Below are 20,940 nucleotides of genomic sequence, written 5' to 3'. Positions count from 1 at the left end.
ATAGAATCAACTGAGATATGTATAGCCGCAATCCAAACGGGTATCCGGTGGTGGGAAATACAATCTTGCTTTGGCCTGGGGGCTGGGCTTTTCTAGGTACTGTTTCACGATTTCAGCAAGGGTAGCGAATGCCAAGATCTATGTATCGGACGATCACGCGAATTCCACGTCTCAGCATGATATTTGTATTCGTGACCATTGGTATTCTTGCGCTTTCTGATATGGCGCTTGCACAAAGCGCATCGAACCTTGCGCCATCTACGTTTCAGCCGCAAAATCAACGCAATACCGGGCCCGTTACCGTTGCACGCGATCCCGGTGCCCCGGTCCCGGAAGGTGCAGACCGGCTGTTTGTGACTGTTGGTAGGGTCGAGATCGAAGGCGCGCTGCCGCAGATGGAGGCCGCAAATGATGCCTTTATCGCGCGCCTTTCCGGCAAACGTGTTCCCGCGTCCGAGATCTTTGCTGCCACCAATCGTCTGGAAAGTGCTTACAACAATGCGGGGTTTGTCCTTAGCCGGGTCGTTCTGCCGCAACAGACCTTGCGCGACGGCGGGACGCTTCGGATCGTCGTGGTTGACGGGTTTGTCGAACGCATCGACGCTTCGAAAGTGCCCGAAAGGGTGCGCGATCGGGTCGTCAAAATTACCGAGCCGCTGATCGGAAAACGCGGCATTAAGCTACAACAAATCGAACGAGCCTTGCTTTTGGCGGGGGACACGTTCGGCATCCGGTTGGCCTCGACCCTGTCGGCGGGTCAGGCCAATGGTGGCACCGTTCTGACACTGGATGGTGAGTTCAAACAATTCACTGGCTCTTACGGGTTCGACAACACCTTGTCCGATGATCTTGGCCCCGTGAACCTGAGCCTTGGGCTGGAGTTCAACGGCCTTCTGGACCTGGGTGAGACATTCTATTTCAACCTTGGCGGCTCGCCCACGCGGTTCTTTTCGGACGATGCCGAATATCGAATTCTGGCGGCGGGTGCAGTGTTCCCCATTGGCTACAATGGCCTGACGATCAACGCCGAGGTCACGTCGAGCACAGCACAGCCCGACACCGATTTTCTGCCGAATGAAAGCGAATTCGAACGGTTTTCGCTACGTCTGTTTTATCCCTGGATCCGCTCCCGGCAGCTCAACTTGTCGTCGCAATTGATCCTTGATCGGATCAGCGACACGCAGGATCTGCTGATCGGCCCGTTCGAAATTCCGATCTTTGACGACGATATTAGCGTGCTGCGCGCGACGTTGGATGCCACGCGCGCCTATGACCATGGGGGCTTCCTGCGCGGCGGTGTGGTGCTGTCACGCGGTTTGGATATTCTCGGAGCGCGGACCTCGGTCGGGCCGGGCGAAACCCCGTTCTCGCGGCAGAATGCCGAACCCGAGTTCACCAAACTGGTTCTGTCGGGGCAGTATCAGCGCCCCCTGAGCGCCAACTGGTCGCTTAATGTGAACGGTCGGATACAGACGAGCTTTGGCGATGCGCTGGTGACGTCGGAACAGTTCAGCATTGCAGGCACCAGCGAACTGTCGACCTTTGACGCGGGGTCCCTGCGCGGTGATGATGGTTGGGTGGTTAGGTCCGAGGTCGGACGGTCCCAGCGTGTCGAAGTGGCGGGTTTTCCTCTGATTCTAAAGCCTTATCTGTTTGGCGCCTATGGCGAATTGGGTATTGAAGAGCCAACGATTCTAGAACAAAGCACAACCACGGCCTATTCCTACGGGATTGGGGCTGATCTGATTACGATTGAAGACTCGACGTACAAGTCGGGATCATTACGAGTTGAATATGGGAGGGGTGAACGCGATGACCTGGGGGAAGACGAAAACCGCTTCAGTATTGTTGCTAGTCGTAGGTTCTAAGTACCGCAACAGCATGCTGCGGGGTGCGATCCTGTCGGCAACGGCGGCGCTGTGGGGCACGACGGCGCTCGCGCAATCGCTGCCAACTGGTGGGACCGTGGCAGCTGGCACCGTGACGATCACGCAGCCCAGCAGCACGCAGTTGGACATTTCGCAAGGGTCGAACTCGGCCATTGTTAACTGGAATGGCTTTTCAATTGGTGCCGATTCAACGGTCAATATCTTCCAACCCGGACAGCAGAGTGTGATCCTGAACCGGGTGACGGGCGACACGACCAGTGAAATCCTTGGCCAGTTGAATGCCAATGGGCAGGTGTTCCTGGTTAACCCCAACGGGATTTTCATCGGTCCGAATGGTGCGGTCAACGCGGGCGGCTTTGTGGCCTCGACCTTGAACATAACTGATGAAGACTTCCTGAACGGGCGCAACAATTTTGCCGGAAACGGAGCCTCGGCGGCGGTGGAAAACGCAGGCACGATCTCGATCGTACCGGGCGGCTATGCGGCGCTGATCGGCGGCAAGGTCTCGAACTCGGGTCTGATCCGGGTGCCGCTGGGCAAGGTCGGGCTTGGCGCGGGTGAGCAGGTGACGCTGGATATTTCCGGCGACGGCTTTTTGCAGGTTGCTGTGCCCTCGGACAGCGATGACGCGATGATGGAGGCGCTGGTTACCAATTCCGGCCGGATCGAGGCCAATGGCGGATCCGTCCACCTCAAGGCAGCCAGCGCCCGCGATGCGGCGCGTCAGGTGATCAACATGTCCGGTGTGATCGAGGCGCAATCAGTGGGAGGCGTGTCCGGCGCTGTTGTGCTTGGCGGCAGCGGCGGTGCGGTTCAGGTCAGCGGCCGAATTGACACTTCGGCGCAGGAAACGCTGGTGGCAACCTCGCTACGGCCTAAAGTGCGCGGGGGATCAATCACCATAACCGGCGAAGCGATCACACTGGCGGGCGCAACGTTGAGCGCCGACGGGGCCGGGGGTGGCGATGGCGGCACCATTCTGGTCGGCGGCGATTTCCAAGGCGGCGGCACGCTTCCCACCGCGCAGACCACTTTTGTAGATGCGGGTACGACGATCTCGGCCGATGGCGGGGATGAGGGCAATGGCGGCCGCGTGGTCATCTGGTCCGACGATCTGACTGAATTCCATGGCCAGATCTCGGCCCGTGGTGGGGATATTTCGGGCGATGGCGGCTTTGTCGAGGTCTCGGGTCAGACCGATCTGGTTTATCGGGGTTTTACCGACCTTCGCGCCGCGAACGGGGAAACCGGCGAACTGTTGATTGATCCGGTGAACATAACGATCCCGGGCACGTTGACCGAAGCGGGCCTGGAAGCCCAGCTTGAATCTGCGGATGTGTTTCTGACAACGTCGATGGCCGGGTCGGATGCGGGTAATATTACGATTAACGCCGATATCGACTGGATGGCAGCCAATACGTTGTTCCTGGTCGCGGATAACGTGATCACGATCAATGGTGCGATCAACGCAGTCAGCGGAGGGTTGCTGTTGAACGCAATGGGAGCGGTTGACGGCGTTGGCCGGATCACCACCGGCCCCGGCGGCAGCATCAATGTGGCCACGTTCAACCTGGTGGCTGGTTTCTGGGACCAGGTCTCGGCCACATTGCCCAGCTTTTTCGCGGGGGATTTCATCGTCTCGCCCAACGCCACATTCCTGCGCGCCACGGGCGGAAACGGATCTGGCGCGAATCCGTTTCAGTTGACCGATGTCTACGGGTTGCAGGGCCTGAACGGCTCCAGCCAGTCATTTGCACTGGCCAACGACATCGACGCCTCGCCCACGTCCAGCTGGTCCTTCGGCTTCGTGCCTGCCGACTTTTCAGGCACGCTTGAAGGCAACCGCTTTGCGATCGACAACCTGTTTGTGAACAACGATTTCGTATTCGGCGGTCTGTTTGGAACTTTGAATGGCACCGTGCGCAACCTGAGCATCCGCAACGCCAACGTGACAGCGCAAGGCGGCGGCATTCTGGCCGGTGAAAACACCGGCACAATCTCAGCCGTCAGCGTCTCGGGGCGGTTCAACGGCAGTGACGACGTGTCAGGTGGCCTGGTCGGCATCAACAACGGCGGCACGATTGTCGACAGTTTCTCGACCGCGACCGTTTCGGTCGAACAGATCGAGGCCGATTTCGTCGTTGCAGGCGGTTTGGTTGGCGAGAACTCGGGCACGATCCGGCGTTCGCACAGTGTCGGCCCGGTATTGGGAGTTGGCTTCGGCGACTTCATTATGGGCGGCCTGGTGGGTGAGAACTCGGGCACCGTGGTGGATTCCTATTCGAACTCGAATGTCGATGGCACCAGCCAGTTCTCGGGACCTGCCAACACGGTAGCGGTCGGCGGGCTGGTCGGGTTCAACAATGGTGGTTCGGTCATACGCAGCTATTCCGACGGGTTTGTCGACTTTTCCGGCAGCGATTTCCCCTCGCTGGGCGGGCTGGTTGGCATTAACACCGGGTCGGTTTCAGCCTCGTTCTGGGATACGGAAAACTCGGGTCAGGGAACCAGCGCCGGTGGGACCGGTCTGACCACGTTTCAGTTGCGTGATACGGAAACCTTCTTTGCCATCGCTTCGGCTGCGGGGTGGGATTTCACTAATACATGGGCACCCGGTGTTGGCGAAGTCGGCCCGGCGAATTACACCACCTCGCCGGTGGTGTTCGCTATCCCCGATAATATCGCGGTACTGGATGGCGAAGAGCCACCAAACTTCACCACCGGCACGATCAATGGCGGCCCCTCGGTTTACCTGTTTGGCCCCGAGTCGGATTCACTGGACACCTCGACCGTGTTCCAGGGGCTGGAGTTTTTCGAAACCGAAGGGGGTGAGACCTTTTTCTTCCTGACGACGGACTTCCTGTCCAGTGCTGCAGATGTTGGCTATCAGGTGGCATCCCTTCCCGGCGCGGTCGTTACCGTTATCGACCCAATCCCGGTGCCGCCAACGCCCGAGGTCGAGGTGACGCCAACCGTTGACACAACCATTACCGGCGGCGGCGGAGGAGGTGGGACTGCCGTGACAACCGTGACCGAGGCCGAAACCGCGCTTGGAACGGTTGACAATGCCTCGCAGGAATTTGGAGGAGAGATCGCCTCTTGCGCAAGCAGCGGTGACAACGTCAGCGAGTATCTGGCCTGCTTAGCCGAGGCAATGGACGACTATGCCTCTGAGCTGGACGGTATCGTGAAAGGCCTGCCGCCGGGTCTGGAGTCGGTGGGTGACATCATTCGCGGTGCCAGCGCGGGTATCCGCGAGGCTGGTGACGAAGCCAATCGCCGCCTGTCGCTGGCCACTACCGCCGAAGAGCGCAACGCCATCCGCCGCGAGGCGGTTCAACAGGCCCGTCGGCAGATCCGTCAGGCCCAACGTGAGATCCGCAAGGCCATCACGTTGATAAGAGCAACCGATCCCGAGCTTGCCATCGTTCAGAACCAGCAGGTAGAAACGATTGTGGCTGCGGTCGGTCAAGCGGAAATCGGACTGACCCGCGCCATCGGGCTTTGATACGTCGGAGAGTGGACCTGTGCCTCTGAAACGTTGCTTCGCAGCGCTTATCCTGATGTTGTTCAGCGCAACCATGGTGCTGGCGGATAAGCGAGTTGCGCTGATCATCGGCAATTCCGATTACGTGTCGGTCAGCCCGCTGGACAACCCGATCAACGATGCCTCGGATCTGGCTATCGCGCTGGAAGGGCTGGGGTTCGAGGTGTTTCTGGGCACCGACCTGACTCGGGATGAGATGTTGTCGCTGGCAGAGTCCTATGGCACGACTGCTGCGGATTCCGATGTATCGCTATTGTTCTACGCCGGGCACGGGTTTCAGGTGAACGGACGCAATTATTTGGTCCCTGTCGATGCGCAGATCACCAAGCCCGAAGACATCCCTGAACAGACCATCCAGATGGAGGAATTCGTCAACCGGATGGAACGCTCGGACGGCATCCGTCTGGTGTTTCTGGATGCCTGCCGCGACAACCCGTTCGAAGGAACGGGACTCGAGGTTGGTGGCGAGGGTCTGGCACGGGTTGGCAGCGCGGCGGACTTCATGTTCGCCTATGCCACCCAACCCGACAACGTGGCCTATGACGGCACCGGCCGGAACAGCTTTTTCACCGAGGCGCTGCTGAGCCATATTTACACACCCGGGCAGGATATTTCGGATCTGATGATCTCGGTGCGCAAGGACGTGCTGGCCTCGACAGGGGGAAGGCAGATTCCGTGGGATAACTCGTCCCTGACGCGGCAGTTCCGGTTCGACAATAGCCCTGTCACGGCGTCTGAGGAGACGCTGCTGTGGCAGGTTGCCGCCAATGCGCAGGATGCGTCCCTGATGCAGCTCTATATGGATCGCTACCCGCAGGGCGCACATGTGAATGAGGTTGTGGCCTTTTTGGACCGGGCCGGGCAGGGGCAGACACTGACCCGCGCGGTGGCTGTCGAGGACAAAGACGAACAGGCTGAGCGTCTGTGGAAGCTGGCGCAGCGCAGCCGGATGCGCCCACTGCTGGAGTTCTATCTTGAGCAATATCCCGACGGTGCCCATGCGGCACAGGCGCAGCGTCTGATCGCATCCATCCCGCGCCCCGAGGACAGCACACCCGGCGGTATCTGCGAACGTCTGGCAACGCATCCACGCGACCGCACGGCCAGCATCCCCGGCGTGCCCTTTAGCCGTCTTCAGGAAAATGCCCTGACGGCCATTCAGGCGTGCAGCGCTGCAGCGGCGCAAACGCCTGATTTGACGCACTACGTGGCACTGTTGGCGCGAGCGACGATTGCCGCCGGTGACGTGGATCGGGCGGTAACGCTTTACAAGCAAGCGGCCGAAGCCGGGGACCTGCGGGCCATGGTCTCGCTGGCACAGCTGCATGAGGGCGGCACAGGCGTGTCGCAGGATCAAGCCAAAGCGCTATCTTTGTATGAACAAGCCGCCCAAGGGGGCAGCTTTGATGCGATGATCAATCTTGCCGTAACTCTGTTTGAAGGTCAGATCGTCCCCAAGGACGAAGCGCGCGCAATCGCGCTGTTGCAACAGGCAGCGAATGGGGGGTCAGCCAAGGCGACTTTCAATCTGGGCGTTCTGGCGCAGGATGGAATTACAGGTTCGCCCGATCAGGCACTTGGCTATTTCCAGCGCGCTGCACGTGAAGGCGAATATCAGGGCTATTTGGCAGCGGCGATCCTGCTGGACGAAGGGCGCGGCGTGCCCCGCGATCCGCTTGAGGCCGCGCGCATGTTGCTGCGTGGCGCGGCTGAGGATGACGGGGCGATCATGAACCAACTGTCGCTGGCCTCGGACCAGTGGACGCGCGAGACGGTGATGGAAGTGCAAAAGCTGCTGCAAAAGGCCGGGTACTACAACAGCACCATCGACGGTGTGCCGGGGCCGAATTTCATCTCGGCCCTGCAACAATGGCGCAGCGGCGGGTTCGATCCGATCATCCTGGCGGCGAACTGACGCCTCTAGTTCACCGGCACAAATTCGATCCGGCGGTTGCGGCGTTTGCCCTCTGCCGTGTCGTTCGAGGTCACGGGGCGGCTTTCGCCATAGCCCACAGTTACAAGACGTTCCGGCGCAATCCCCTGATCGACCAGATAGGCGTTCACCGCCTGCGCCCGCCGTTCGCTGAGCACCCGGTTGGCCGCATCTGATCCATCACTATCCGTGTGCCCACCGATCTCGATCGTCAGGTCCGGGCAGCGGTTCACGATGTCATGCAGGTTGGTTAGCAGCGGGATCGAGGCGTCGGACAAGCGCGCGCTGCCCGAGTTGAAATAGATATTGCCGGTGCGGGACAGGATCTCCATCCGGCCTTCGCAAGCCTCGCGGTCCAGATCACCCTTGGTCTCAAGCGCCGCAGCGCCGGGGGTGGCCGCAGCCGTGATCAATTGCGGCGGGGTGCCCGCCTGGGCGCGGTCGAACACAAACCCAAAGCTGACAAAGCCAAAGGGCAGTATGTCGACGCCCGCGGCCTCTTGCAGCTTGCCGCGACCCTCTTCGAGGTTGAAATCGGGCAGGGCGATGGCAATCGGCGTGGTATTGGCCACCGCCACGCGGTCATTGTCGACCAAAGTGATGGCGACCTGCGCGACGCCATCCTTGGTCACACCGTGTAGCGACAGAGAATAGGGAAGGTCGATGATCTTGTGCCGGGCCTGATGCAGGTCGACCAGCTTTTCGGGCGGAAGCTGGGCGGTGATAATGGCCTCGGGGTATTTGAAGGTTTCAAAGAACAAAAAGCGCATCCGCACGTTGCGCAGGTCGATCTTGGTATCCACGCTGTCCATCTGCACCCGGATCTCGGCGGCACCGTCCGGGCCGATCACGCCTGACAGGCTGGCAAACCCGCTATTCTCCGCGACCGAGCTTTTCTTGACCGACAAGAATTGCAACTCGGACGCGGCACCATCCAGCGTCCAGCCGTGTTCAAACGGATCAGCGCTTTGCGCCCATGTCGCGTTGGCCAGCATAAGGCTGGCTATGGCAAAAAAGCTTCGCATCAGGTTTGAACGCGGCATGTGTGACCCTCTTCCTATGCTTGATCGCCAATCCGGGATATGTCAGGCGATGGCCACAATAAAGTCAAACGATAGATTTAGATATATTCAGATTGGCATGATGCTACGACGTCACGGGTGTGATAAAAGAACGGCGACAAAGGATCCGACGTGTTTCGCATTTTCTACCCTCTGATTGCAATAATCAGCCTGGTATGGACCAGCCTCGCCTGGGCCGAGCCGCGCATTGCGCTGGTGATCGGAAATTCGGCCTATGGTTCAGTGTCGCCGCTGGACAATCCGGTCAATGACGCGACGCTGATTTCCGGCAAGCTGACCGAGCTCGGGTTCGAGGTTCGTAACCTGACCGACAGTTCCCAGATCGAAATGAAGCGTGCCATTGCCCAGTTTGGCCGCGATCTGCGGCAGGGGGGCGAGAATGCGGTGGGTCTGTTCTACTACGCGGGTCACGGGGTGCAGTCCTTTGGGTCGAACTATCTGCTGCCCGTTGATATCTCACTGAGCGACCCGGCCGATCTGGACCTGATGGCGGTCGAAGCACGCTCGGTCCTGCACCAGATGGCCTCGGCACATAACAAAACCAATATCGTCATTCTGGACGCCTGCCGGAACAACCCGTTCGAAAATCTCGCCGATATGGATGACAACGGTCTGGCCGAGATGAAGGCCCCCACGGGCACGTTTCTGGCCTATGCCACTGACCCCGGCGGCGTCGCGCTGGACGGTGAAAAGGGCAACAGTCCCTTCACGCTGAGTTTGGCGAGCCATATCGAAACACCGGGGATGGCCATCGAACAATTGTTTAAGAAAGTCCGCGTGGATGTGCTGGAACAGACCCGAGGGCTGCAAACGCCGTGGGATACTTCTTCGCTGACGCAGGATTTCGCTTTCTCCCCTCAGATCCAAACACCAATCGTCCAGAACCAGAGCGAAGATGAGCTATGGCATGAGGCGATCACAAACCGTGATCCGGTGCAAATCATGCTGTTCATGCGCGCCTATCCTGACAGTGTTCATGCTGACGAGGCCAGCGATCTACTGCAAACCGTGCTGGCCGAATCTTTCGGCACTGTGCCGCAACTCAAAGAACCGGCGCAAACAGTGGTCGAGGCGAACGAAACCGAACGTCTGATGTATGAACTGGCACTGGCTGATGACACGGTCCACGCCTACGAGGTCTATTTGCAGAGCTTCCCCGAGGGGGCGTTTTCAGACAAGGCTGCTGAACGTCTTGCAGCCTTGCAGTACGGCGAGGAAACCGTCACCCGCAAGACCGAGCCGGAGGCCGAGGTGTCAGAAATCGCGCCATCGGGCGATACCCCGATGACGCTGGACTCGATACTGGATTTCGGAAACGACCATGTGCGCGGACAGACGATCAATCAGCTGGTGGCAGGCGCGCCACTGTTTCCCCCGATCGAAGGGTTGCCGGATGAGCTGTGGAAAGACCAGTCTTGCTCGAACTGCCACCAATGGACGCCCGAGGACCTATGCAATCAGGCCCAGACCTATGTCAATCGCCCCGAGGCCGGGAATGTCGCCAAACAGCACCCATATGGCGGCGGTCTGAAGGTTAACCTGCGCCGATGGGCATTGGGCGGATGTCAGGGCTAAGGTCCTAGCCCGACAGTTTCGCCAGATCAGCGCTGAGCGCGCGTGCATCCGCGATGCTCTTTTGCAGGGCTGCAAGCCGGGCATCTGGCGTTGCACCGCCGGGGGCGTCGTTCAGGACGCGGTCAATGCGTGCGGCTGTTGCCGCGTCACCTCCTCCAATCGCATCCCGCTGTTGCAGTATTTTCAGTTTTAGCTGGGCCAATTCTGTTTCGGACCTGCGAATTTGCGCGGCCAACGCATCATTTCGAGCCTGCGCCGAAGCAACGTCACTCTCGGCGGAGGCGATCCGGTCGTCATAGGCTCCGGTGGCAATGCCCGAAACCCCGGCAAAGAACCCTCCATCCGCCGGGTCGGTCGTGGTCTGACATGCGGCCAGCACAATGCAGGGCAGGGCGGCAAAGCGGATCATTCTGTCCCCCATTACAACGACGACGCCAGATCGCTTGCGATCCCGCGCATTTGGGTGATCTGGTCCGACAGCGCTGTCAGGTCTGCATCAATGGGCGATGCCGTCTGACCACGGGCAATTGTCAGCGTTCGAGCCTCGGTGAACTCGGCCTGTCGTTTGGTGGCACCGTCTATGGCCAATTCCATCTGGGTAAGGTTGCCGTTGGCTTCAGCCAGTTCTTTTTCGATCAGCGCCGGGTCCGCCTTGCCCGCAGCGATGCTGGCGTTCAGCGCGTCCAACTCAGCCTTCTGGGCGGCCAATACTTGGTTCATGACAGTCAGCGTTGTCTGCATCTCGGAGGCGTTGCGGTCCAGATCTTCTCGGATCTGGCGCAGTCGTGCCTCGCGGCCGGCATAGTTGCGCTGAACAAAGGCCACATAGGTGCCGGCAAGCGCGCCAGCCCCCAAACCGATGGAAATCCCGCTTCCCGCATCGTCGCTACCACCCAGCCCAAAGCCGATCCCGCCGCCAATCGCACCTCCGGCGACGGCACCCTGAAGGATGGTCTTTTGCATGGCAGCGGCCTGTTTGACCAGATCTGCCTCGGCCTGCGTTGACCCAGTTGGCGCTGTCGCCGGGGCCGAAGTCTGGCTGCTGTCGCCGCAAGCCGACAGGACCAGAGACAGTGTAACAAGACCTGCGCCTATTCGGGTGGGATAAAATCGGCCAGCCATTGGTAACTTCCTTTTCTGCTATCATCTGCTTGCGACACATGCCGGAGGAACAGCGCCGCATCCCGACGCAATTGCGCGTCGGCAAAATTCAGGTCACGCGACTCCGACGCGGCACTTACAATCGAAATATTTATGTCGGGCGGGAAAAACACGACGGCGCGGCGTAGCACTTCGTCGTAGTAGCTGCGACTTTGGTCCAGCCGCCGCAGGATGATCCCGCGTGAACGGTAGATGTCGTAGATATCGTTTCGCGCCTGTTGCAAAACGGGCAGAGCGCTGTCATCTGAGCGGGCAATATCTTCGATTTGGCGCAGGGCATCTTCGGCAATGGTCAGTGTGCGTTCGACGCTGCGCAAGGCCACGATATCAGTGCGCAGCCGTTGCATCGTTGTGGCTGCCAGAAAAACCGAGACTTGCGCCGCATCCTCGAACAATTGCGCGGCCGAAGCGTTTTCAGGCATTGGCAGTCCCTGCCGGTACCTGTCTAACGCCGGGCCAAGATCACGGGTCAGCGGGTCAGTCAAATGCCCCAAAGCCATCAGGGCCGAGGCAAGTTGCTCGGGGTCTGCCTCGGTCATTGTGGTGGGGATTGGAGCGGCAATAAGAGGTGTCGCACCGTCCAGCCCCGATAGTTTCTCGTGCGCGAAAGATGCGAACAATCCGTCTGGAAAGGTCTGCAAATAGGTTTCGAACGCCCGTTTGTCTGAACTCGAGGCGATCTGCCTCCAATGTTCCAGATCGGCAGCGATGTCGTCTTGGGGCGTGCTGCCCGGCAAGCCCGGCGCAAAGCTATGTTCGTCCAGAACCGATTCCTCAACCCAAGGGATCTGGCGCCCTTCCGTCTCGAGCACAACTTGCTGGCGGACCCGACCCAGCATCAGTCGAACGTCCAGATCAGGGGTTGAGATATGGTCCAAAAGCCCCGAGGTGAACACGCTGTTCTGACCTTCGCCGTCATAGGCCACATTGCCGGGATCCGTGGCATAGGCGATCAACAGACCAGCGCCGCCGCGCATTCGGACCAGCCCTTGTTCCACTAACCCACTATCCGAAAACGGATTATTGCGGCAGGCGTCCAACAGCAGGATGCCAACATCCGGCCCTGCCTTGGCCATCACGTCCCGCACCCGGTCCAGCGTCATCGAACTGCGCTGCAGCGAGCCGAGATCTGACCCTTGGAAATCGGTGCCGATCAGGTAGTTCGCCCCACCGATTTGCACCCCGTGCCCGGCATAAAAGAACACGGCCATTTCCGCCCCTTGCGCCGCGATACCGAATTGATCCACCGCGCGTTCCATGGCTGCGGCGTTCTGGTTTAAGGCCTGAATGACGGTAAAGCCCAGCTCCTTTAACGCGTCGCTCAAGGCGGAGACATCATTGCCGGGGTTGCGCAGCGACATATCCGGCGATGCATAGTCCGAATTGCCGATCATCAACGCGACACGGTCCGAAGCAAGTAGCGGAGATGCACAAAGAACCGCGCAGAAAAACAGGGCAACTCGGCCAGCAATCAGGCGGATCACATTCATATACTCACATTACCGCAAAGAATCGAAAGACCACAATTCGTTTTCCCGCACGACGTTAAATTCGCGGGCTAGGCCGCGCCTGCCGCCTGGGACACAGTTTAGCTTGTCCGTTCCTTTGCCAGCCGTTTGGCAGCCTGATCCCCGGCAACGTCGACCTGATGCTTAAGCTCCTGTGCCACAACAATCATCGCCGCATGCGGGTTCAATTCGGTGTCCAGCGGGCGATAGCTGTTCAGCGCCTCAGACAGTTTTTTGGTGCGCTTCGCAAAGCTGGAAAGAATAGCGTGATCAGCAGAGTCGTCGGGGACAACATAGTTTTCGAGCAATTTGTTGATTTCCGGTGTCTTGAAATACCGAGAGTCCATGCCCGGTTTCGATTTCACCGCGCTGGCCTTGATCCGCGACCAGGCTTTCACGTCGGGCTCCACATCACAGGGCAACCAGTCCACATCCGCGTGCGAACCAATGGTTTCGAACTCTTTATCCTGCAGGGCCGCGCGCAGATAGGCGACCACGCCCTGACACACGTCCGCGCTGTCTTCGAACGCCTCGGGCGTCAGGCCACAGCTTTGCAGCGCGCGGCGGGCCTGTGCGTCGCCATCGATACAGGCACCATAGGCCAGAACGCATTTTCCAAGCGTGGTGTTGACCTTGATCGCTTCACGGGCGAGGCGGCGGTTCTTGGGCTGCTCGCGCGCCAAAACAAACAGCTCCCACCCCTTCTGGATTTGTTCGCGGCCATGTTTCCCGAACCAATAGCTGTTGAGGAACTTGCCGATCTTCTCGATGCTGGTCAGAACAGCCGCGCCGATATGCGTGGCATCGGTCAGCCGGGCAATTTCGGCCCCGACGCCAGCTGAATCGGCGGCGACCTGCGCCGCATCATGGGCGGTGCCTGCGATCAGCACGTCCCGCTCGCCTACCACGGCAGGTTCATAGGGGCTGTAGCTGCCACGTATCGCATTCATCTCGCGGCTCCATTTGTTCAGCGACTTGCGGCGGCGATGCAGCTTGATGCTGTCGGCAATCAGAGTGCGGATCTTGCCCAACAGTGCCGCGCCCGGCATGGCGGCCAGCAAAATGCCGGTAGCCCCTTTGGTGGCTTGATCAATCATTTTGATGCGCTGGTCGGTTTTCTTGACCTGCAGGGTCAGTTCCTCGACCGCCGACATCGCCCGCTCATACTCTTCAGCATAGATTTTCGGGTCGGAATATTGGTCCAACCGCGTCAAATCGGCCTGTTTTTTCAGTTTTTCAAGCCACTCGTCCTCTTCATCGATATCCGCCTCGACCGAGGCGACGAATTTGGGATCCTTCAGCAAAGTGGCGGTCACGTCGTCATAGAGAACCCGCACCTCGGCTTCGAGCTTCTTGTTGTTGCGTGTGGGTCGTTTCTCAATCTCGTCGATCTTGTCGATCATCGAGTCCAGTTTATCGTCCAGCGCCTTTTCATCTTCGGGTGACAGGTCAAGCGCGGCCACGTCGCGCGCATCCTGCGAAACCATGCTGTCGTAAATTTCGCCCAATTTTTTGAGCGCGCCCATAACCGCAGTCGGATCGGCCTTGTCCGGGTCCAACGACAGGAACAGTTTCACATCCTTCTGGTCCTCGGGCAGCTTGTATTTCTTGACCATGGCGCGGCATTTATCCATCGCCTTTTTCACCTTGACCCGGTCGGTCATAAAGCTTTCGTCTGCGATTTGCTGAGACAACTCGCGCGCTTCGTCCATGACCCCGCGCTGATCGGCGACGGTTGCCATGTTGCCGCTCATGCCGAAATCGGTCTGACCCCCGGCATGGGCCTCTTCCTCGAACGGGTTGGTTGCAAAGGGCGAGTCGCTGCCGTGGCCGCCCCAACCGGCCTCGATATCGCGCGCGTCCTTGTCGACGCGGACCGCATCCCCCTGCAAACCGGCGGTACCTGCAAAACTTGCCGCCACAGGCAACAGGGCCAGTTCCTTGACGAACGTGTCCCAATCACCTTTCTGGGCGGCCGCCACCATCTTGTCGATCATCTGGGTCGACATCCCGATGGCCTTGGCCAGCATCCCCCACGAGGCGGCCTCGTCCCGGCTGTCCTTGCCGGTGTCGCCCCAGCCGCCATCTTCACCCTTGGTGCCGCTGGCCGACATGCTTTCGCCTGCCGCGTCACACAGATCGGCGACCGCTTCGACCACCAGCTCGCGCGGATCGCGCAAGGTTCCCTTGGCCTTGGCCTCAGCCAGTTCGCTCAGCTTCGAGACTGCTTTTAGCCCGGCCTTTCCGGCCAGAATCCCGAACTTGGTCTTGTGTTCGCGGTTTTGCGTATCGGCGTCGCTGGTCAGTTCCTTGGCGGTGCTGCCGGCGGTCATGCCTGCCGCGAAGGCATCGGCCATCGCCCCGGCCAGACCAATCGCCACCTCGCGTTTCTTTTTCTTCTTGTCCCGCGCGCCTTCAACGGCCTCGACCGCACCAAGAGCTGCTGCAACTGCGCATTTGCGGGCAGCGTCCTGCCGCACGTATTCCCCATAGGCCTGGGTCATCTTGGCGGCCTTGATATTTCCCAGCTCGCGCTCAAGCTCGGCCTTGTCTGTCACTGAGGCGGTTTCCATCTCGGCCAGAATCCGCTTTTCTTCGCCCGCCAGCCAGTCGTCGTAGTCGCCTTTGCCGCCGTCCTCTTTGAATTTGTCGAATTGTGCCTGCGTCAATTGCAATTGCGTGACCTTGGCCTCGTCCTCGGCCAGTTCGGACAGGGTCATGCCGTCCTTGATCTCAAGATCCGCATATTCCAGCTTGTTCTGTTCAACCGACACGCCGTCCAACTCATTGCGCAGCTGAATCAGCTTTTCTTCGTCTTTTTCCGTCTCCATCTGCGCAACAAGAGTTTCTTCTTCCTGCGACAGCCAATCCTTGTAGCTTGTCGCGCCTTCCGGGTGGGCCTTAGCATAGCGCGCTTCGGTCAGATCAGATTGCGAAATCTTGGGGCGGTCCTCTTCGTCCATCTTCTTGATCTCGGCGATGGTTTTGCCGTCAATTACCAGATCGTCATATTCGTCGGGCATTTCATCATACGGGACGACATCGCCTTCGATCACATCCGCGCCCTTGAACTTCATGAATTCCGCAATATCGTCGCGGCTGGCCTCGGTGATCGACAGATTGGCGTAGTCGAGGGCCTGCGAACTTGCCAAATTCGCCGCGCCAATCAGTAATTTGGCGTTGCGCAGACCCGACCCCAGCTTGGAGCCGCCCATTTCCTGCCCTTCTTCTTCCGCCATCAGGCGGGTATAGATCGCGGTGGCATTGCTGAACACGTTCAGCCCCTCGGAAAAACTGTCGGGCACCAGGTTGGACGGAATGACCCCTTCGCGCACCAGCGGGGTCCACAGTTCCTTTTCGATGTCGCGGTCGCTGAACAGCCGCTTGCCATCCTTGCCTTGCAGCTTGGCAAGATCGTTGGATTTTTCGATCAGCGGTTCTAGCTTGGCATACATCTCGCGGATTGCAGCGGCGGCCTCGGGCGAGGAAAAGGCAAATTCCTCGTCGCCCTTTTTCAACTTCTTGAACTCACCCGCACGGTCGGCATAGCTGTCCCATTCGGCGTTCTCGATCTCGACCGGGATTTTCTTGTCGCCCACATTGGCCAGAACCTGAATGCGCTTGGGCGTTTTGATGCCCATCTTTTTCCACACAAGTCCGGCAGCAGGGTTCAGGGACATCGTGCTTTCGATGTTCTTGTCGTAAGTCATGACGACGAAATCCATATCGGACAAATGCGTCTTGAGGTCGGATTTGATCTTGTCGAATTCTGCGGTCTTCAACGTCGCGTCGATGAAACTCTGACGCTGTTCGAAATCATGCAGCTCATTGGCCAGTTCAGGGGCCAGAGTATCATTTTCACCGCAGACCTGTTTCAGCCATTCATGTTCTTTTTCAAATGCCATGATCTTTGTCCCCGGTTACGACTGTTTGACTTCGGCCAGAAGGTCGGCTTCGGTTTTTTCGAGGAAGTAGAGGAACCTGCGCACCGGGCGCCCGCCGTCAAACGGGTTGGTCTTGTAAAGCCCGCCGATCTTGCTTTCGTCCAGAAACCGCCTGTTGCGGCGGATCATGGCAAAGGCCTGTTCGCGCAGCGCAATCAGTTCGGGCATTTCCGCATCCTTGGCGCTTTTAATCAGATCTCGACATTCACCTGCCAGTTCCATCTTCAAGCTAACCTGTTCGGCGACGGATTTGATCGATTTTTCGTTGTTGTCGATCAAGGCCACAACCTTTCGAGCCGTTTCATCCGCGTCATCCGCATCGCTTGCCTTGATGGAAACAGGCTTGACGTGTTTGCCGTAAAACTCGTCTATTCCTTTGAAATAGGGCCTCAAGCTGTCGATCAATCTGTTCAGGATCATCTCGAACTTCTCAGCGGGCGGTTTGCCTTTCAGGTCCAGCGTCACATTTGCATCAGCAAACTCGCGCGCCTCGTCCATCAAACGTTTCGCTTCGTCGCGCAGCTCGTCCCAATCCTCGACCGTGACGGCAGATTTCGCGCGGCTTTTCAGCGCTTTCAGCAAGGTCTCATTGCTCTTGAAACTGTCCAGCACCGCCCCTTTGAGGTGTTTCTTTTCGGTGTCGATAAGATTGGAGAATTGGTCCCGCGCCTGTTTGTAGCGTGCCTTGGCTTTTTCGGCCTTTTCGTTTTGATCGCCTGACGAGTGCAGGTCCTGAAGCGCCTCTTTGAAGGCGGTACTGCCATGTCCCTTTATCGCGGCAACCAGATCCGAGGCGGTGCTCTTGTCCGAAAGTCCCTTGAAGGCCTTTTCTGCCTGGCTCAGCAAATTGATCTGGCGATCAATTCGGGCGACAAGCTTGTTCAACTCGGGATTGGCATCGTATTCGTAGGTAGTGTGATCGCCGATTTCGACCATGCCCCAAATTCTGGAAAACTCGACATCGAAGGTTCCCACATAGTCTTTGCGGTCGGCGGCGGCCTCAAGGGACTTCAGCATGCTCGCGTCGATTTTAAGGCCGTCGACCTTGCCGCCCTTGCCACTGCTATCCAGTTTTTTCGCAAAAGCCTTCAACGTTTCCTTGAATTGTTTGACATAAGCCTTGGTCTTGTCCTTTTGGGCGGATTTGAAGCGGCTTTCAAAATCCTTGTAAAGCTTGCGATGATCTTCCGCCGTATCGACCTGAGCACTCAGGTGCTTTTCAAAATAATTCAGGGTTTTGAGGCACTCGGGCAGGTTTGCAGGGTCTTTGACCTTTTCATTCGCGTCATCAAACTTGTCCTGATAATGCTGTTTCAGGGCCTCGGTGTATTTCAGAACGCCCTTATCCAGTAGGGTCTGCCACCGCTGGGCGCATTTTTCATATTCGACATAGTCATCGACATTATCCTCCAGAACTTTCAGTTCGGCGGCCATCTCTTGTTCGAAGGTTTCCAACAGCTCCAGATCGGCGCGGCCCAGTTCTTCGGACCCCGCAATCAACTGCATGACCTCAAGATTTGCGGCCAGCGGACGCAGCACTTCTTGCGGCAATCCGGTCAGACCGCGTCGGATCAACGGAATCGAGCGGCGGGTCTGCAATTCGCCGTGGCCCGTGGCATCCGCGCCTTCCTGTTTGATCTCATGATCCGAGATGGCCAGATATTTGGCCAGCTTTTTCTCATGAAACTCGGCGCATTCCTTGAAAAAGGCTGCCAGCAGTTTTTCACCGGCAGCGACTTCTTTTACCACCTTTTTCTGCCATGCCAGGATCTTGTCGACATCCTCCTCGAAATGGTCCTTGGCCTCGTCAAGTTTGGGCAGGTGCACATAGTTGGGCATGGTGTCGTTGAACTTGGCCAGCGCCTCGAAGGGTTTGTTCTTTTTGTCCTTGTATCTTGACGCGTATTTCTTGCGCATGTTGCTTGCGGTGATACGCATGTCCCTCATATGCCGGGTGGTATCGACCACCTCGCGCGCCAGGCTATCCAGCCGGTTGGCGTCGGCTTCGTCGGCCAGTTCTTCGGTCGATTTCCGGCTCGCGACCGCCTGTTCCAGATCCTGATCCTCATTCCCCAAAATCTCGCCTTTCGGGGTATCGGCGGCTTGGTTTTCGGACAGGGCCAATTTTTCGAGCGTCTCAAGGTACAGCAAACCATTCAGAACCGCCTGAGCTTTGGAATAATCCCCATCGGCGCACAGTTTCTCGGCCACTTTCGCGGCCCGTTTCAGCACGCGCTGCCCCCGGCGGGCGAGCTTGTCGTGATCGCTGTCCTGATCGCCCTTTTCGGCCTTTTGGTCTTGCAGATCGGCCAGATCGCCCCGCACGGTCTTGAGTTTCAGGTCAATCGAGGCCTTGAGCGCCGCAACTTTCTTGTCGCGCAGTTTCTTGTCTTTTTGGTGGTCACGGAAATCAATCGGATGCCGCCATGCTCTCAGCAGCTTGACCTCCTGCGAGGACAGCTCGAACTTCTCTAGTTCCCGATCTGTAAAAGTGAACAGCTCGGGGTCGAACTCATCAAGATCGGCACCCTCTTCGGTCATACCATAAAGCTGAGCTGCCGCCTGACTGATTTTCTCTTCGATGGACGTCCCATCGGGCCGGTCGGGCACCACTACGGATTTCAGTTTTAGGGCTGCCATCAACTTGGCGGCAAAATCGCGCGCCCGTTCGGCTTTTTTCGGATCTACAGTGTCGTCCAGTTCCTGAACTTCTGCGCCTTCAGGCATTTGCTTTCCCCCCAACGGACCTTTTAACTGGTGCTCAAGGCCTGTTTCATCTGTTCGACCGCCCCACCCAGCGTTTCGGCCAAAGTCATCGATACGTTCAGATCATTTCCATCCATGATCTGAATGGCCTCGTTCGTGTTCAGGAACTGGCCCATTTCGTCAAAAATGCTCTGCGCTTCGGCCTTGGCGTTGGGCAGCTTGTCCTCATTCGCGGCGTCAAGGCCCAGAAAGGCCGCATTCAACCGGGTATAAAGATTGTCGGAAAATCCGGTCAGGCCGTTATCGGCCAGAATCTGGCAATTTGGGTCTGGGAAACCCGCCAGCTCTTTCCGCAAGGCTTCGATCTGACCATTGGCCTGAGTGCAAGCCGCATCCCAGATATCGCGCACGCGTTTGGCCGCTTCCCGACCAAGCGGACCGGGGTCAAGACCTGCGGGGGTCGCATCAGCGCCTGCCAATTCCTGTTCGATCATCGCCAGCGCTTTCAGCGCAATAGGGTAGTCACCGGCCTCGGCCCGCGTGACCGCTTGCGTATATATCTTTTTGGGCTTTGCGAACTGTGCCGCATCCCGTTTCAGGGCCGCCGCCAGCATCGGTGCAATCCGGGCGCGCTCCTGTTCGTATTTCTGCTTGCCTGCCAGAGCGTCAGTCTGCCGGGTTTCGGGCTCCGCAGTACTCCCCGCTTGAATCTGGCCGGACAGAGCTTTGAGAATTTTCAACGCCATCTCAAAATTGCGCGCATCCGCTTCGGCCACCGCCTTGACCCAGGCCGCGTTGGCTTTGCCGCCGTCGATCCGGCCTGCATCGATCGCTTTTTTCAGAACGGGCTCAAACTTGGCCGAGCCGATTTGCCATTTCTTTTCGTTCAGATCGATAGGTGCAGGCGCTTCCTCGGGTTGCTGGTCTGCAGCGGTCATCGACTGAATCACCCGTTTGGCGACCTTGATCGCCCCGGCATAGTCGGTCTCTTCATCGCCGATCCGCACCGCATAGGTCCAAGCGGCTCTAATCTTGGATACATCGCCAGTCGAGGTCTTGAGGAATTGCAGTATTTTGGGTTCAACGGTCGATTTCAGCTGTTCCCATTTCGCTTGAAGCGGGTCGGGAGCTTGGGTTTCCGCGGTATCGCCCTCGGCATCCGCATCTTCGCCATCCTGTTCGATCAGGTTTCCCTGAGCATCCAGGATACACACTTTCATGGGCAGCTTGGCCAAAGTCAGAAAGGCGCGGGTCTTTTTGGACAGCCCGCCCAATTCATCGGAAAGAAGGGTCAAGTTTAGCGTATTGCCGTCAGCGTTACAGGTTCCAAAGGCGACCTTGGGAGTTTCTCCGGCCTTTTTCGCGTTTCGGCCCAACAGGTCTGGGGCCTTGATGCGGTCCAGCAGGAAAACGGTAGTGTCAGATTTCTTCCCCAAGCAAATAGCGAAATTGAGATCCCGTTTTCGGGCCGCCGCAATATGACCTTTGAGGTCTTTTACTACTGTCTTGTCCAATGCCATCTCTATGCCTCCCCCGAGCGCAAGAAAACGCGACGGTGCTGGCGGTAAACAAGATTTGCGACAGCACTTGGTAAC

11 protein-coding genes are annotated in these 20,940 nt (G+C 58.3%); 4 read left to right on the top strand and 7 right to left on the bottom strand.

Features of this window, described 5'->3' with window-relative positions; translation table 11 throughout:
* Nucleotides 1-128 precede the first annotated feature (128 nt).
* Genes GOV80_RS07370 through GOV80_RS22730 form a run of 3 tightly spaced genes read left to right on the top strand, consistent with a single transcriptional unit; the run spans nucleotide 129 to nucleotide 7,351 of the window.
* On the top strand, nucleotides 129-1,868 hold the full coding sequence (locus tag GOV80_RS07370) for a ShlB/FhaC/HecB family hemolysin secretion/activation protein (protein ID WP_237215699.1): 1,740 nt from the start codon (nucleotides 129-131) through the stop codon (nucleotides 1,866-1,868).
* The gene (locus GOV80_RS07365; protein WP_170783585.1) at nucleotides 1,813-5,397 is read left to right on the top strand and encodes a two-partner secretion domain-containing protein; all 3,585 of its coding nucleotides are present in this window, start codon (nucleotides 1,813-1,815) and stop codon (nucleotides 5,395-5,397) included. Before GOV80_RS07370 ends, GOV80_RS07365 begins: the two co-directional genes overlap by 56 nt.
* Before the next feature lie 19 nt (nucleotides 5,398-5,416).
* The gene (locus GOV80_RS22730; RefSeq protein WP_170783583.1) at nucleotides 5,417-7,351 is read left to right on the top strand and encodes a caspase family protein; all 1,935 of its coding nucleotides are present in this window, start codon (nucleotides 5,417-5,419) and stop codon (nucleotides 7,349-7,351) included.
* Between the two features lie 5 nt (nucleotides 7,352-7,356).
* On the opposite strand, the gene GOV80_RS07355 is transcribed toward GOV80_RS22730, so the two are convergent.
* Nucleotides 7,357-8,412 (bottom strand): OmpA family protein, encoded by a 1,056-nt coding sequence (locus GOV80_RS07355; RefSeq protein ID WP_170783581.1) that lies wholly within the window; start codon nucleotides 8,410-8,412, stop codon nucleotides 7,357-7,359.
* Nucleotides 8,413-8,562: 150 nt separating this feature from the next.
* On the opposite strand from GOV80_RS07355, the gene GOV80_RS07350 reads away from it, so the two are divergent.
* Nucleotides 8,563-10,026 carry a caspase family protein gene (locus tag GOV80_RS07350; RefSeq protein WP_170783579.1) on the top strand — a complete coding sequence of 488 codons (1,464 nt, stop codon included), beginning with the start codon at nucleotides 8,563-8,565 and terminating at the stop codon, nucleotides 10,024-10,026.
* A gap of 4 nt (nucleotides 10,027-10,030) precedes the next feature.
* On the opposite strand, the gene GOV80_RS07345 is transcribed toward GOV80_RS07350, so the two are convergent.
* The 6 genes from GOV80_RS07345 to GOV80_RS07320 form a co-directional block, all read right to left on the bottom strand.
* Nucleotides 10,031-10,435, bottom strand: a complete 405-nt coding sequence (locus GOV80_RS07345) for a hypothetical protein (RefSeq protein ID WP_170783577.1) — start codon at nucleotides 10,433-10,435, stop codon at nucleotides 10,031-10,033.
* A gap of 11 nt (nucleotides 10,436-10,446) precedes the next feature.
* A complete protein-coding gene (locus GOV80_RS07340; RefSeq protein ID WP_170783575.1) occupies nucleotides 10,447-11,148 on the bottom strand; it encodes a hypothetical protein in 702 nt (233 codons plus the stop codon).
* A complete protein-coding gene (locus GOV80_RS07335; protein ID WP_170783573.1) occupies nucleotides 11,118-12,677 on the bottom strand; it encodes a caspase family protein in 1,560 nt (519 codons plus the stop codon). Before GOV80_RS07335 ends, GOV80_RS07340 begins: the two co-directional genes overlap by 31 nt.
* A gap of 98 nt (nucleotides 12,678-12,775) precedes the next feature.
* Nucleotides 12,776-16,600 carry a hypothetical protein gene (locus tag GOV80_RS07330; protein WP_170783571.1) on the bottom strand — a complete coding sequence of 1,275 codons (3,825 nt, stop codon included), beginning with the start codon at nucleotides 16,598-16,600 and terminating at the stop codon, nucleotides 12,776-12,778.
* 15 nt (nucleotides 16,601-16,615) lie between these two features.
* Nucleotides 16,616-19,366, bottom strand: a complete 2,751-nt coding sequence (locus GOV80_RS07325) for a hypothetical protein (protein ID WP_170783569.1) — start codon at nucleotides 19,364-19,366, stop codon at nucleotides 16,616-16,618.
* A 23-nt stretch (nucleotides 19,367-19,389) separates the two neighbouring features.
* Nucleotides 19,390-20,865, bottom strand: coding sequence for a hypothetical protein (locus GOV80_RS07320; RefSeq protein ID WP_170783567.1), 1,476 nt, complete (start codon nucleotides 20,863-20,865; stop codon nucleotides 19,390-19,392).
* Nucleotides 20,866-20,940: the final 75 nt, after the last annotated feature.

It is taken from the genome of Ruegeria lacuscaerulensis, from assembly GCF_013034685.1.
Lineage (GTDB): Bacteria > Pseudomonadota > Alphaproteobacteria > Rhodobacterales > Rhodobacteraceae > Ruegeria > Ruegeria lacuscaerulensis_B.
The sequence above is the reverse complement of the archived record's forward strand: the minus strand, read 5'-3'. Positions and strand labels throughout refer to the sequence as shown.